Below are 15,116 nucleotides of genomic sequence, written 5' to 3'. Positions count from 1 at the left end.
CTTCGACAATTCCCCCGGAAATATTTTTTCTTTCTGTACAATTCGATAAAATATTTATCCCCAAACTATAACTTCATTTTAATTTTCCGATAGAAATGTCGTTACTGCAAATACAAAAAACTCGAAACGGTGTTTTCTTTCCCACTTCGTATTCTTTTTTAATTTTAACATTTATTATATTCAAGTAATCACTATATATAAACCCTCTACTTATAAAGTGAAACTTTAATCAGTGGGGGTTTTCTTCATCCCCCACTGATTATTAGTTGAACCAATCGGGCTTTTACGGGCAGTTTATCTCCCGCCTAACTTCTTAAGAAAGGCGGAAGCGGCTCGCTCAGAATTGCAGGACGTTGGAGCACAGGGCGGAGAGGCGCTTTTTGCCTCGTCCGAGGGGGCGAAACGACCGGAGATTCTAGCCGCTAGAGCTGGACAATGCTTCCGCTGAATTTTGAGGCGGGAGTATTACTGCCCGTTAATGCGGGATAAAAAATAGATTTTTGTCAGCTCCCTCTAGTACATCCTACATGTCGAATATCGTTGAGGAGCTGATATATCAGTGGCACTTACAAAAAAAAAGTGGTTCAACGTATCCGTTGAACCACTTTTTTTATATTATTATCCTTGTGTTTTTTCCCAGTCTGCTAAGAATTTCTCAATTCCTTGATCTGTTAATGGGTGCTTCACTAATGAAGCGATAACGTTTGCTGGAATTGTTGCGATATGTGCACCGTTTAATGCTGCGTCTGTTACGTGAACAGAGTGACGTACAGATGCTGCAATAATTTCTGTTGGGATACCATGAATCGCGAAGATATCAGCGATTTGACGAATTAAGTCCATGCCGTTATGACCGATATCATCTAAGCGACCTAAGAATGGAGATACATACGTTGCACCAGCACGTGCTGCAAGTAATGCTTGTACTGCTGAGAATACTAATGTTACGTTTGTACGAATTCCTAAATCAGAGAATGCTTTTACCGCTTTTAAACCTTCTGTTGTCATTGGTACTTTTACAACAACGTTTGGTGCGATTTTTGCTAATTCTTTTCCTTCTTCAATCATTTTATCTGCTTCTAGGCTAATAACCTCTGCACTTACAGGTCCTGATACTACACTGCAAATTTCGCGAATGCGCTCATGGAAATCTACGCCTTCTTTTGCTACAAGAGATGGATTCGTTGTCACACCTGCTAATACGCCAAGGTCGTTTGCCTCTTTAATTTCGCTAATGTTTGCTGTATCAATAAAAAATTTCATGTTTTTTCTTCCTTTCTAAATGTAAGTATGTTTTTATCTTTTCTTAATACTGTCTAATTCAAACAAAATAATTTTCACTATTTTCCTTTGCCACACTTACTACCGATGTAACTGCATTGAAATCCGTTCAAATGATACCGATTACATATTGCTTGTTAAACAAGATTTTGTATATCTACTACTATTCATCTTACGGTAATATTCGCAAACGCTTCTGACATTCCATAAAAACATAAATGATTACTAAGACAAGTGGTCAGACGTCTGTCCATAAAATTGAACGTAATCCTCCTAAAAACATCATTGTCGATAAAATTGCTACTTTTCCTCCTCAATGATGCCACCGTTTACTATCATTATTATAGAATCAGCAAGCAACCTCACTCCTATTGCAAACAATAAATTCATACCAGCAATAAGTGTACGTCATAATGCTAAAATAGAACCTACTGATAAGTCAATACCTCTAAGTTAAAATTACGCTAAAAGTCATAATTTCAAATACATGTGACAGTTCACTATACCATAATTGAAACTTTACCATCCTACAATTATCTGCACTTCTCGTAATTTATCTCTTAATGGCATACCACCTTGAGCTCCTAATTTTGTTACAGAAATCCCGGCTGCAATGTTTGCAAAATGAATCGCTTTTTGCAATTCTTCTCCTTCTACAATCGCAACTGCTAATGCACCGTTAAATGTATCTCCAGCCCCTGTCGTATCGACAACTTCAACAGAAATGCTCGGTACATGAACAATTTCTGTGCCATTATGGAATCGAACACCGTTTTTCCCTTCAGTCATTAACAATTTATTGGGGTACTTTTCAAGCAATGATTCAATTGGTGATGTAAAGTCATCTAGAACAATTCGACATTCATGCTCATTTGGTGTAATGTACGTTGCTTTTTGTAACACTTCCTCTGGCAATCTTTGCGCTGGAGCTGGATTTAAAATAACTGGAATTTGATGTTCTTCACAAGTCGTTAGCACATATTTTACTGTTTCAAGTGGAATTTCTAATTGTAATACAACCATATCCGCCTTTACAAGAAAATCTTTTGCACGATTTACAAGTTGCTCATCTACAAGGCGATTTGCCCCTTGTACAACAACAATACTATTATCATCCTCAGCCAGTACGATATGAGCAATACCTGTCGTTTCACCCGTAACCGTTTTCACTTGATTGATAAAAATATGCTCATTCTCTAAATTTCTTTGAACAAGCTTTCCATAATTATCATCGCCAATTGCTCCAACCATCGCAACATTCGCACCTAAGCGCGCGGCGGCTACGGCTTGATTTGCGCCCTTTCCACCTGGAGCAGTATGAAATGCTTCCCCAATTACTGTTTCACCAGCTTTGGGACGTTTTGTTGAGACGGCAACTAAATCCATGGAAATGCTGCCAACTACTGTAATATTCGGCAATCTCTTTTCCTCCTTACTGTACCGAATGCAATCCACTCATTCCATGCTACAATACGATCAATTGCTATAACCGGTACTTTTAACGTATTTCCGAAAGAAGTCCCCATCTTCAAGTGCGTGACGGGCAAGAGCCCAGCGGTAAGGTGACTTCTTTCGCTTAGGCATAGCCTTAAATAACTCTTGGCACATACACACATGTTTTACCCATCCATATTAGGATGTAGTTTCCCTTCGCCAATGCTTGTAGGTATTAGCAACTTCTTATATAAGAAGGCATGTGGTTGATCGTTCCTTTCCAATCAGAACTGTTACAGAGTAAATCATTCTTGGATATGCAGCCTACAAGCGGAGTCTACGAAAGAACGCGGCTAGACAACCAGGGCTTTTTTCAAGCCCCCACTGATTAAAGTTTCACTTTATGAGCTACAGCTTCCACCGATCGGGCTACTTCTGGAAAGAATGGAGTTACGATGTTAGAGATAATTAGACAAGAACATTTTTTCTATAAAGAACGCGCCACCGTACTTGACTAATCATGCTCGTTTTACCTTTATCGTACATTTTTTCCTTTTCTATCATATGTAACCGTTTACGCAAATAATATAACGTATTCATGAAAATCCGTCAATTATTTGCAACTGACAAGATAACGCCTAAATTCTTTATTTTTTTAATATAAAAACTCACTCCCTCACCAATAGAAATTGCGATTATATGTAAAAAGCATCGCCTCTACAGGCGATGCTCTTCTTTATAATGATTAAGATACCATTGCTTCTTTCTCATCTGTTTCACTCTTCGGTTCTTTTGCTGCCTTTTTACGATCAGAAAGCTTAATTTTCTTCAAGAACAATGTAAATACAGCACCAACTAGAATAAATACTAAACCAGTTATAAATACATGATGAAGAGAATCTAATAATGATGCCTTTAATACAGGCACAATGCTATTTGCAATTGGTTCTGGGATTTTCTTCAATGCTTCTGGACTAAATAACATTGAATATAACCCTTGTGGATCTGTGTGAATCATATCTTTAAACTTCGTGACCATTTCTCCTGCTTGTGGTGGGAACGTATTCAGTACAGGCACTAACTTATCTGTTAATACTGTACCAGATGTGTTATTCATAATGGAACCTAAAATCGTAATCCCAAATGTACCACCGATTTGACGGAAGAATTGACTTGATGAAGTTACAACTCCAAGATCTTTTTTCGGGAAGCTTTCTTGTAATGCTAATGTTAAAGTTGGCATGACAAGACCCATTCCGAAGCCAATAATCATCATATACGACGTTGCAACAAGCTTACTTGTATGCATATCCATTGTCGTTAACATCCCAAATCCGCCAGCCATAATCAGCATTCCAGTAATAATTTGTGGTTTCACTCCAACTTTTAATACAAGCTGACCCCCAATAATACTCGTGATAATCATCGTGATCATCATTGGTGTCATAATCGTTCCTGATTCAGCGGCACTTACACCGACAATACCTTGCATAAAGAATGGAACAAACATGATTGCTCCGAACATTCCAATACTCATAAAGAAACCAATTGCATTTAATACTGTAAATGTACGATTTTTAAAGAAATGGACAGGTAAAATCGGTTCTTTCGCTTTTTTCTCGACCTTCACAAAGCTTATAAGACCAATCACCGCAAGCGCAAATAACCCAATGATTTGCCAAGAATCCCAAGCGTAGTCTTTTCCACCAAATGTTAATGCTAATAATAAGCTCACCACGCCGACAATCATCGTGAAAATACCAGCGATGTCAATTTGGATTGGCCCTGTTTGTTTCTTCCCTTTTAAGCCCATTGCGATAAGGATTGTTGCTAAAATCCCAACTGGTAAGTTAATGTAGAATACCCATCTCCAGTTCATTGAATCAACAATCCAGCCACCAACTTGCGGACCAATGACAGAAGCAAGACCATAAAGTGCTCCAAAAATCCCTTGCCATTTCGCACGTTCTTTTCCTGTAAACATATCCCCAATGATAATCATAGCCATCGGCATCATAATACCGCCGCCAAGACCTTGAATACCACGGAAAATAATTAGTTCTGTCATACCATTTGCCATACCACAAAGCGCAGAACCAATCATGAAGACGATTAATCCTGTCATATATACAGTGCGGCGACCTAATAAATCGGCTAATTTACCGGCGATTGGTACAACCGTTGTTGATGATAACATATATGCTGTTGTTAACCATGTCATTAAACTTAATCCACCAAGTTCACCGACAATACGCGGCATTGCTGTACCAACGATTGTTCCGTCTAATGCAGCAAATAACATAGCGATAACTAAGCCAGTTAACAACAACGTTCTATTTTGATTTTCTTGTTGTTCCATGTAATCTCCTCAACTCTCTTTAGTTTGTCTCTTTCTTCTCTGATGATTGACAAATAATTGCTTCTAGTTTTTCAAATAATCGTAACAAGTCTTCTCTCTCTTGTACTTCTAATTCGGAAAAATACTTAGCAATATGTTGATTACGAGCAATCATTGCCTCTTCTAGAACAGCTTTCCCCTTTGACGTTAACTCAATTACAACAACGCGACGATCATTTTCATCATGATAACGCGAAACCAAATCGTGATCGATTAAACGATCAATCATTACTGTAATTGCACTCGGTTTCACATACATTTTCTTCGCTAATGTTGTTGCTCTTGATGCACCATAACGATCTAAAATTTTTAAAATATAAAATTGCGGTGGTGTTAATCCAGATGACTGTAATTTCTCTAATAATTCTGTTTGTAATTTCTTTCCAATAGAAAATGCAAGAGCTTGAATTTTATCTATATGAGTCATATCATTTTGCATATTTTCCACCCCTTATTTCAACCACTAAATATTTAACATCTTTAAATATTAAACTTTGTAATTAATAATGTCAATGATTTTGTTTCTTTCTTTTTTTGATAAAAATATTGAGAAAAATCATGTTATAGCAATACAAAAAATAACATAAAAACCTCTTTTTTTTAGGGGGGCGAGAGCTTCTGGCTGTGCATTGGAGCGGTCAGGGCCTTTTTCTGCCACGTGCCATGTTTTAAACAGAGGGAGCAAGCAAGTGGAGATCATGTTGGATATACTTAGCAATATATATGTAAAAAGACTACCATTTCTATATATACAAAACACAGAAATGGTAGTCTTTACTTCTTTATGAAATCAATTCAATTGTTTCAATAATTTCGATGCTGCCTTTTACAGATTGGACAATTGTACAATTTTTCATCGCAAGTTCTAACGCCTTTTCTAACTGTTCTTGCGTAATTCCTTCTGCTTTTATTTTATAGTGTAAGTGAGCACTCTCTACTGGTTTTGATACTGTCTCACTTCTTTTAATTTCCGTTTCCATTGTAAATTCATGATACGTAATACGTTTTTTTTCTAAAATCGTTCGAAATACAATGGCGCTGCACCCTGCAATCGAAGCAATTAAAAGTTCTAATGGTGTATATCCATTCTCTTTTCCAATTTGCAATTCACCATATGGAAGATCCGCTGTAATTTCATCACGCTTCACTATTAGTTGCATATGTATTCCCCATTTCCACTTGCACCTTTTGCTGCCTTTTTTTATTTATATAATAATATATGTAGCAAAAAATAATAAATGGAACGCCGCAATATAATGCCATGCGTTGTTCTGGGATGAACGCTAAACTAACTACAACAACGCTGTTTAAAACAAGCGCTGCAATTGGAACAATTGGATATAATGGTGTCTTATATTTTAAATCTTCTAATTTGCCGCCGCTCTTTACATATTGTTGTCTAAATCGAATTTGTGAAAATGCGATAATAATCCAACTTGATACCGCTGATAATCCCGCAATCGATAGCAAATACATGTATACAGTACTTTCCGCGAATACACTTGTTAATAACGATAACGCTGCAACAATCATCGTCACAACTAATGCTGTAATCGGAACCCCTCTTTTATTCACCTTCTTAAAAGAAAGTGGTGCCATTCCCTCATTTGATAGTGACCATAGAATACGTGTTGCTGCATATAATCCAGAGTTTGCTACCGATAATAAAGCCGTAATAATAACAAAGTTCATAATATCCGCTGCATATGGGATACCAATTTTATCAAAGACTACAACAAACGGACTTTCAATCACTCCTGCTTCTTTCCAAGAGATTAATCCTACTAAAATCGTCATTGTTAAAATAAAGAACAGCATAATTCTCCATACTGTATTACGAATCGCACGTGGAATTGTTTTTTCCGGCTCCTTACTTTCACCTGCTGCAATCCCAATTAACTCTGTTCCTTGGAAAGAGAAGTTTACTGTGATCATTGTGAGCAACACAGCTCCAATTCCATGTGGAAATAACCCACCATCTTGTACAAAATTAGAAAAAAGCGGTGCTGCTGCTTTTCCATCGTATGGTAAAAATCCAAGCAATGCGCTTCCCCCAAGAAGAATAAATGCAATAATGGTAATTACTTTAATACTCGAAAACCAAAATTCTAATTCTGCATAGCTTTTTGCTGATACTGCATTTGAAATGAATAAAAGTCCTCCGAACACAAGGCACCATACCCAAACGTTTACATCTGGGAACCATCTTTTCATCATTAGACCAATTGACGTTAACTCTAACCCTACCGTTACAGCCCAGCCTAACCAATATAGCCAGCCAATCATAAATCCTGTTCCAGGTCCGATAAATTTCGTCGCATATTTTTGAAATGATCCCGAAACGGGCATAGCAACTGTTAATTCACCAAGGCAAAGCATCGTTAAATACATAATAAAACCGCCGACTAAATAAGAAAGGATCGCTCCTCCTGGTCCTGCTTGATTAATTGTATATCCTGATCCGAGAAAGAAACCTGTTCCGATTACTCCCCCAAGTGCAATCATAAATAAATGTCTACTCTTCATTGTGCGATGTAATTGCTCATTCGTTGTCTGATTCATCTTTTTCCTCCCCTAACATACCCCTCTATATTTTAAAATTTCTGATAATATAAAATATACAATAAAGCGTTTACAATTTCTATATAAAATTAAAACTTTTCTAAAAAAATAACTCTTGCATAAAATACAATGCAAGAGTTATCTACTTTCTAATCGTCTCGAAAAAAGAGACAAACTATAATTCACAACGAAATACATACAGGCGACGAGAAGAATTGTAGGAATCATATAGTTTACATTTTGCCCATTAATAATTTGGGCATTATGCATTAATTCTGGCAATGAAATGACGACTGCTAACGATGTATCTTTTAAAAGGGATATAAATTGGCTGACAAGCGGCGGCACCATCCGCCGCAGCGCTTGCGGTAAAATAATGTGCTGAAGCGTTTGTACATACGATAATCCAGACGCACGCGCTGCTTCAATTTGCCCTTTCTCAATTGAGAATAAACCACTGCGAACAATTTCTGATATCATCGCAGCTTCAAATATCGTCAATGCCACAACGGCCGCTGTTGTAATTTCTAATTTCAATCCAGCTTCTGGGAGCGCAAAATATGTAAAGAAAATAATTAATAGCAGCGGTAAATTACGAATGATTTCCACAATACAAGCAAGTATTGTGGATACAACTGGTATTTTCGCATATCTGAGCGTACCGATAACGCTACCAATGATAAAACTAAGGAAGATTGCAATAAGAGCGATTTCTAACGTAACAAGTAGTCCTTTTAATAAAAAAACAATGTGATCTCCTGTATAAGCACCGCGAAAATCCATCTACACAGCTCCTTTCGCCAAGTGTTTCTCTAAAAAGCGAACACCCATGCTAATCGGAACAGTTAAAAGTAAATAAAACATCCCGACAAAGATGTATACATCAAATGTGACAAATGTTCTCGTAGAGATTAAATCACCTTGGTACATTAAATCCGCCCCAGCGATAATCCCTAATATAGAAGAGTTCTTCACTAAATTGAGAAATTGATTACCTAGCGGCGGAATCACAATTTTTATTGCTTGTGGCAAAATAATATAATACATCGCTTGTACATATGTTAAACCAGAAGAACGAGCTGCTTCCATCTGCCCTTTCGGAACTGATAAAATCCCCGCACGAATTGCCTCTGTAATAAAAGCCGCCGTATATATCGTAAGTGCAGTTGTACCAGCAACAAAGCCACTTAATGTAACGCCGATCACTGGAAAAGCAAAATAAAAAGCAAATGTAATTAAAACTAAAGGGATATTCCGAATAAACTCCACATATGTTGCCCCAATCCAATTTAGAAACCGAAATGGCGCAATTCGCATCACTGCGATGATAATGCCAAGAATAAAACTACCAATTAACGCAATAAGACTAGACAGCACCGTATATTTAAATCCTTCTAAATACAAATCTAGATTATTTGAGAGAATCGAAAAACCTTGCACAAACTCTCCCCCTCTTTATTCATAGCAAGAGGATGATTATTTCTCATCCTCTTGTATCCTATATTTGTCGTTTTACTCAGGCTTTTTCCCAATCCACTTTTCATACAATTTATTGTATTCACCGTTTGCTTGCATCTCTTTTAGTAACTCATTAATTACTTTCGTAAGTTCCGTTTCTCCTTTTCTCACCGCAATGCCATACGGTTCGTCCGTGAATTTTTTCCCAACTACTTCATAGTTTGCGTCTTGCTTTTCCATACCGTATAAAATCGCATTATCTGTTGTTAAAACATCACCTTGCCCTGCCTTCAATGCCGTAAATGCTTCGCTATAATTTTCAAATTCAAGTACAGTCGCTTCCGGTGCTTTAGCACGAATATTATTCGTAGAAGTAGAACCTTTTACCGCTAACACCTTTACCCCTTTTTTCACATCAGCTATATCTTTAATTCCACTTCCTTTTTTCACAAGTAAAGATTGCCCAGCTTTAAAATACACATCTGAGAAATCAACTTCTTTTTTGCGTTCCTCAGTAATTGTCATTGTTGCTATAATCGCATCGATATCGCCATTTTTTAGCATTGGGATGCGCGTTTTCGAAGTAACTTCTTTTAATTCTAATTTATTCTCATCACCTAAAATTTTTTTCGCAAGCGCTCTCGCAACATCAATATCAAATCCTTCTACCTTTCCTGTTGCCGGGTTCTTTAATCCAAATAGATTCGTATCATTCTTCACACCGACAACTAACTTCCCACGTTTCTTAATTTGATCAACAACAGTTTCTTTTTCATTTTTTACAGCTTCTTTTTCTTTCTTACTTTCGCACCCAGCTACAATCAATACGAATAAACAGGCAAAAACAATAAGCGTAAACCACTTTTTCATTTTAATCATCAAATTCCTCCTTTAACGATTCAGCACCCGACTTAAAAATAATCGGGCTCGTTCTTGTTTTGGATTTACAAAGAAATCAGCAGGCGAAGCCTCTTCCACAATTTCACCCTTGTCCATAAATAAAATGCGATCAGCTACCTCGCGGGCAAATCCCATCTCATGCGTAACAACAACCATCGTCATGCCTTCTTTTGCTAATGTTTTCATAACATCAAGTACCTCACCAATCATTTCAGGATCAAGTGCTGAAGTCGGTTCATCAAACAGCATAATCTCCGGCTTCATTGCTAGTCCCCTTGCAATGGCAACGCGCTGTTGCTGCCCGCCTGATAGTTGGTGCGGATAGGCATTTGCTTTATCTGTAATCCCTACTTTTTCTAAATAAAACATCGCAATTTTTTCTGCTTCTTCTTTCGGCTTTTTGAGTACTTTTATCGGGGCAAATGTAATATTTTGAAGCACCGTTTTATGAGGATATAAATGAAAATGTTGAAATACCATACCGATGCTTCGTCTTAATTGATTTATATCTTTCTTTCCCTCATGTATGTTCACGCCATTTACAATCAATTCACCATTCGTGATCATCTCTAGTTGATTCATGCAGCGCAGCAACGTACTTTTCCCTGACCCCGACGGCCCAACGACCACGACAACTTCTCCTTTTTCAATTTGTAAATTAATATTTTTTAAAACCTGAAAGTTGCCGTAATACTTGTTAACATCACGAAAAACAATCAATCTACTCCCCTCCTTTACATATCAAAAGGCCTGTATAGTTTTTTATATTCGAAAACACCCAAAAAAATAACTAGTAATCTTTTAGACAAAAAAAGAAGCTGTCCAAAAGTTTTACTTTTGGACAGCTTCTTTTCAATTTTTGGTATGATTCAGCTCAGCGAATCGACTACTTGTGTGTCGAATATCGTCGAAGTGTCTTTAAATCGTGTCGAAGCGCCGATATATTGTGAAAAGCGCCGATATATTCTAAAAAGTGGTCGATATATCGTGAAAAGCGCCGATATATTCTAAAAAGTGGTCGATATATCGTGAAAAGCGCCGATATACTGCATAGAGCGGGCCATTCCTTTTAGGAAACTTCTTCTTGTTTATCTTTTCTATATTCATGTTCCCAGAAATCAGCATTTTTAATACCGAGTTCCCGAGGATCAAATACAGGATCTTTTCCTTCTTTCTTCTGCTTCTCATAGTCTTTTAGTGCTAACAGTGCTGGCTTTTGCAATAATATAATTGCAATAATATTTACCCATGCCATAATACCAACACCAATATCCCCAAGGGCCCATGCCGTTGCTGCCGTTTTCACACATCCGTAAAATACGACCGCTAAGAAGATAAACTTCAATATTAGTATCATCCAAGGGCGATCTTTCTCACGATTTAAATAGGCAATATTTGTTTCCGCAATGTAGTAGTATGCCATAATCGTTGTAAATGCAAAGAAGAAGAGAGAAATTGCAACAAAACCGTTTCCAAATCCAGGGAACACAGATTCAACAGCTGCTTGTGTATACCCAGGGCCTGGTTCTGCACCGTTCAAATTATTCACAAGAAACCCTTTTCCGCTTACATTAAATACGTTATACATTCCCGTGATAATCATCATAAATGCCGTTGCGGAGCACACGAATAATGTATCAATGTAAACAGAAAATGCCTGTACAAGTCCTTGCTTTACAGGGTGAGATACTTCTGCAGCTGCAGCTGCGTGAGGGCCTGTTCCTTGCCCCGCTTCATTTGAATAAATGCCGCGTTTTACACCCCAAGAGATTGCTAAACCAATAATTCCTCCAAATGCAGATTCTAATGCAAATGCACTTTTTATAATAAGCATAAAAGCATCCGGTAACCTTTCAATGTTCATCCCAACAATTAAACAAGCTACGAGAATATACCCAATCGCCATAAACGGTACAACAACTTGCGCTACATTAACGATACGCTTTACACCGCCAAAAATGATAAGGCCTAATACAACAACTAATATTGCTCCCGATACAGACGTATTAATACCAAAAGCTGTTTCCAAGCTCACTGCAATACTGTTTGCCTGTACACCAGGAAGCAACATTCCTGTCGCGAGAATTGTCGCCATAACGAAAATAATCGCATACCATTTTATTCCCAGTCCCTTTTCAATGTAATACGCCGGACCGCCGCGGAATTGTCCTTTATATTTTGTCTTATAAATTTGTGCAAGTGTTGATTCTACATAAGCAGAACCAGCTCCTAAAAAGGCCACAAGCCACATCCAAAAGACGGCTCCTGGTCCACCGAAGGCAATCGCAGTCGCCACCCCGGCAATATTTCCTGTTCCAACTCGCCCCGATAAAGAAAGCGCTAACGCCTGGAATGAAGAAACACCTGCTTCTGACTTTTCCCCTTGAAACGTAAGCTTTACCATTTCACCTACATATCGAACTTGCAAAAATCTCGTTCGAACTGAGAAATATAAACCTACCCCTAAACATAAATAAACAAGTGCAGGACTCCAAACAATACCATTTAACCAATTGACGAAAGCTTCCACAGATCCTCCTCCTTTTATAAAGAATTTTCAGAATATATAAAAAGTATAAAATATACACCTTGTGAAATACAATATTATTTTGAGAAAATAAACATATTTTTGTATAAAAACACAAAATAATATTGGATAAAAAAAGAGTACGAGCATATGTACTCAAGTTCAATTTGATCTTTCAACATTTAAGCCGCTACTTGCTTTCTCCTTTTGTTTTAAACCTTGCATGTGGCAAAAAAATCCATGACCGCTACTATGCGCGGCCAGATGCTCTCGCCTACCTCAAAAAAGAGGGGTTTTTCGATTTATATTTATATGATAAAAAACGACCTAAAACACTAAAATAGCGTTTTAGGTCAGTTCACATTTTCCTTACCATTCAACAATTGCTTTTTTCGCAATTATTCTCTTATAAATTGCATTTGTTAATGTTTGAAAATGCTCTGGCATTTCTTTACCGTTAAACTTTTTCATGATTGTTCCATATAAAGCAACATCACGAAGGCGCATGAAAAGCGGTATCGAATCATATACAGAATCATCAAGAGTATGCTCTGTCTCATATCCTTCTTTCAATACTTGCAACTGGTGACGAGAAAATTTTTCCTTTTCTTCTTCTGTCCAATCTTTTCGTAAGACAGAATAATATACAACCATAGCAAGATCATGTGCAAAATAATTGTACGTGGCATCATCAAAATCAAAAATGGTTAACTCTCCATTTTCATAGTGAAAATTCCCATGATGAATATCACCGTGTATTAATCCAAATGTACGATTTGTCACAGGTAATTTTTGAATTTCTGCTACAACTTCATACGCAATTCCCTGCAATTCCTTGTCTTCCTGTAACATATCAATAATGGTAATTTCATCATCCAACCACGTAACGCGATTCTCCGTCTTTGGATAATCCATCGTAAGTCGATGTAACTGACCAATTGCTTTTGCCCAAGCGTAAAATAGCGTATCATTCCAAACAGTAGAATCTACATCTTTCACTCTTTCTCCATTTGCATAGTCAAAAAGTGAAACATAAAAAGAAGTTCCATCAGTTGCTTGTAGACTTTCTACAAATAGAGCGTTTTTTGATTGATGCGGCGCTGCTACCTTTGCACCGTTTTTCCCGAGATATGCTAGAAAATCTAATTCGGCCTCAATTTGCTTATATGTACGATGAGATGAATGTGTCAAACGTAAAACATACGGTGTTTGGTCTTCTCCCTCGGCACGAAAAATATAATTTTCAAAGTCTCCTAATGGTTCTTCCGCAACAGTTACACCGAAGCGCTTTGCTGCTTCTTGTAAAATTTCTTTTGTAAACACTTTTTCAACTGTTAATTCCATATGAGCACTCCCTTCCTCTCTACATAATTCGCCATGATTCTTAAAATCACTGCCGGAAAAATAAAAAAAGAAGCAGAACATTCTACTTCTTTTCAATTCTAATAATGAAAAAATACAACTATATAAGTTGCTGATTGCCCCTTTTGTTTTAAACCTTGCACGTGGTAGGAAAAGGCCCTGATTGTTTCTATGCGTGACTAGACTCTCTCACCCTCCTAAAAGAAAGGTTTTTTATGTCTTAATCCCTCTTACCATTTCCCTTCCAATATGAGTGTATAAATGCCCATACTCATCACAAAAAGCGCTACCCCTAACGTAATAATCCAAAACGGAATTTTCAGTTTTTTTATTTTAAAATAAGCTCCGTACCCTTTATATTTTACGGAGCGATATACACTGATTCCCCCTACGCAAATCATAATAATGCTTAAAATATGTACGACATACGGCAAGCTCCCACTCCCTTTAACAAACCATCCCCCTAAGATTACCACATCTATCCTTTTTACTACATATTTTTACAAAAAATTCTAAATAATATTTTTCATATCTCACAGTAAATCACCCAAACCAGTATGGATATTTAATCACAAAAATGAATTTTTATAAAAAATATCTTTTTTCTCTTCCCTTTCTAAAAAACATGTAGTATACTTACTTCAAAATCAGAGGAGAGAGGGAGCAAAGAGCTATGCTTACTTATACAACTGTAGTTACATTTGCACAAAAACATCATCATCATACGTAAACCCTTGAAACCTAGCGGAAAAATTCACGCGTAGGTACAAGGGTTATTCCCGTTGTACCTACGTTAGGCAAAGAGCCATGTAGGTATTTTTTATCTACATGGCTCTTTTTTATTTCCCAAAAACACTAGGTACAAAAAATCATAAAGTGAAACTTTAATCAGTGGGGGTTTTCTTCATCCCCCACTGATTATTAGTTGAACCAATCGGGCTTTTACGGGCAGTTTATCTCCCACCTAACTTCTTTGCTTTCGCTGAATTTTGAGGTGGGAGTATTACTGCCCGTTAATGCGGGATAAAACAAAAAAACTATCATCAAAAGGAGTTAGACATCATGGACACAAAAAAATGGGGTTTATGGGTTTTAACAGCATTCGTTGTTGGAAATATGGTTGGTGGCGGCGTATTTATGCTTCCGGCAAATTTAGCACAAGTATCAGGACCAATGGGGTCCACGCTTGCATGG

General features: G+C 37.2%; 16 protein-coding genes. 1 reads left to right on the top strand and 15 read right to left on the bottom strand.

Annotation, left to right across the window (positions count from 1 at the left end; translation table 11 throughout):
• Nucleotides 1–618: 618 nt before the first annotated feature.
• From fsa to BM211_RS24405, 15 genes are all read right to left on the bottom strand, one after another.
• The gene (gene fsa, locus BM211_RS24465) at nucleotides 619–1,263 is read right to left on the bottom strand and encodes a fructose-6-phosphate aldolase (RefSeq protein ID WP_035433408.1); all 645 of its coding nucleotides are present in this window, start codon (nucleotides 1,261–1,263) and stop codon (nucleotides 619–621) included.
• 537 nt (nucleotides 1,264–1,800) lie between these two features.
• The gene (gene rbsK, locus BM211_RS24460; RefSeq protein WP_035433407.1) at nucleotides 1,801–2,700 is read right to left on the bottom strand and encodes a ribokinase; all 900 of its coding nucleotides are present in this window, start codon (nucleotides 2,698–2,700) and stop codon (nucleotides 1,801–1,803) included.
• A complete protein-coding gene (locus BM211_RS27390; protein WP_256217205.1) occupies nucleotides 2,682–2,807 on the bottom strand; it encodes a hypothetical protein in 126 nt (41 codons plus the stop codon). The genes rbsK and BM211_RS27390 overlap by 19 nt, the downstream gene beginning before the upstream one ends.
• Before the next feature lie 376 nt (nucleotides 2,808–3,183).
• A complete protein-coding gene (locus BM211_RS27385; protein WP_256217206.1) occupies nucleotides 3,184–3,315 on the bottom strand; it encodes a hypothetical protein in 132 nt (43 codons plus the stop codon).
• Nucleotides 3,316–3,460: 145 nt separating this feature from the next.
• Nucleotides 3,461–5,074 (bottom strand): MDR family MFS transporter, encoded by a 1,614-nt coding sequence (locus tag BM211_RS24455; RefSeq protein ID WP_035433406.1) that lies wholly within the window; start codon nucleotides 5,072–5,074, stop codon nucleotides 3,461–3,463.
• Nucleotides 5,075–5,093: 19 nt separating this feature from the next.
• Nucleotides 5,094–5,552, bottom strand: coding sequence for a MarR family winged helix-turn-helix transcriptional regulator (locus BM211_RS24450; protein ID WP_035433405.1), 459 nt, complete (start codon nucleotides 5,550–5,552; stop codon nucleotides 5,094–5,096).
• A 343-nt stretch (nucleotides 5,553–5,895) separates the two neighbouring features.
• Entirely contained in the window at nucleotides 5,896–6,273 is a 378-nt protein-coding gene (locus BM211_RS24445; RefSeq protein ID WP_091000046.1) for an OsmC family protein, read from the bottom strand.
• Nucleotides 6,251–7,675, bottom strand: a complete 1,425-nt coding sequence (locus tag BM211_RS24440; protein WP_091000044.1) for an amino acid permease — start codon at nucleotides 7,673–7,675, stop codon at nucleotides 6,251–6,253. Before BM211_RS24440 ends, BM211_RS24445 begins: the two co-directional genes overlap by 23 nt.
• A 138-nt stretch (nucleotides 7,676–7,813) precedes the next feature.
• Nucleotides 7,814–8,458 (bottom strand): amino acid ABC transporter permease, encoded by a 645-nt coding sequence (locus tag BM211_RS24435; protein WP_035433402.1) that lies wholly within the window; start codon nucleotides 8,456–8,458, stop codon nucleotides 7,814–7,816.
• The gene (locus BM211_RS24430; RefSeq protein ID WP_035433401.1) at nucleotides 8,459–9,115 is read right to left on the bottom strand and encodes an amino acid ABC transporter permease; all 657 of its coding nucleotides are present in this window, start codon (nucleotides 9,113–9,115) and stop codon (nucleotides 8,459–8,461) included. It abuts the gene before it with no gap.
• Between the two features lie 72 nt (nucleotides 9,116–9,187).
• Nucleotides 9,188–10,012: a glutamate ABC transporter substrate-binding protein gene (locus BM211_RS24425; protein WP_035433400.1), complete on the bottom strand. Its 825-nt coding sequence runs from the start codon at nucleotides 10,010–10,012 to the stop codon at nucleotides 9,188–9,190.
• Between the two features lie 12 nt (nucleotides 10,013–10,024).
• Nucleotides 10,025–10,753, bottom strand: coding sequence for an amino acid ABC transporter ATP-binding protein (locus tag BM211_RS24420; RefSeq protein ID WP_035433399.1), 729 nt, complete (start codon nucleotides 10,751–10,753; stop codon nucleotides 10,025–10,027).
• A gap of 349 nt (nucleotides 10,754–11,102) precedes the next feature.
• Complete coding sequence (locus BM211_RS24415; RefSeq protein ID WP_091000042.1) at nucleotides 11,103–12,563, bottom strand: alanine/glycine:cation symporter family protein; 1,461 nt, start codon at nucleotides 12,561–12,563, stop codon at nucleotides 11,103–11,105.
• 366 nt (nucleotides 12,564–12,929) lie between these two features.
• Nucleotides 12,930–13,904, bottom strand: coding sequence for a phosphotransferase enzyme family protein (locus tag BM211_RS24410; RefSeq protein WP_035433397.1), 975 nt, complete (start codon nucleotides 13,902–13,904; stop codon nucleotides 12,930–12,932).
• 248 nt (nucleotides 13,905–14,152) lie between these two features.
• Complete coding sequence (locus tag BM211_RS24405; protein ID WP_035433396.1) at nucleotides 14,153–14,356, bottom strand: hypothetical protein; 204 nt, start codon at nucleotides 14,354–14,356, stop codon at nucleotides 14,153–14,155.
• Between the two features lie 628 nt (nucleotides 14,357–14,984).
• Here BM211_RS24405 and BM211_RS27670 point away from each other — a divergent pair.
• A partial coding sequence (locus tag BM211_RS27670) for a hypothetical protein (protein ID WP_371261906.1) occupies nucleotides 14,985–15,116 on the top strand: 132 nt, incomplete at its 3' end.

It is taken from the genome of Bacillus sp. 491mf (genome assembly GCF_900112415.1).
Lineage (GTDB): Bacteria > Bacillota > Bacilli > Bacillales > Bacillaceae_G > Bacillus_A.
Note: the sequence above shows the minus strand (reverse complement) of the source record. Positions and strands in the feature narration are given on the sequence as shown.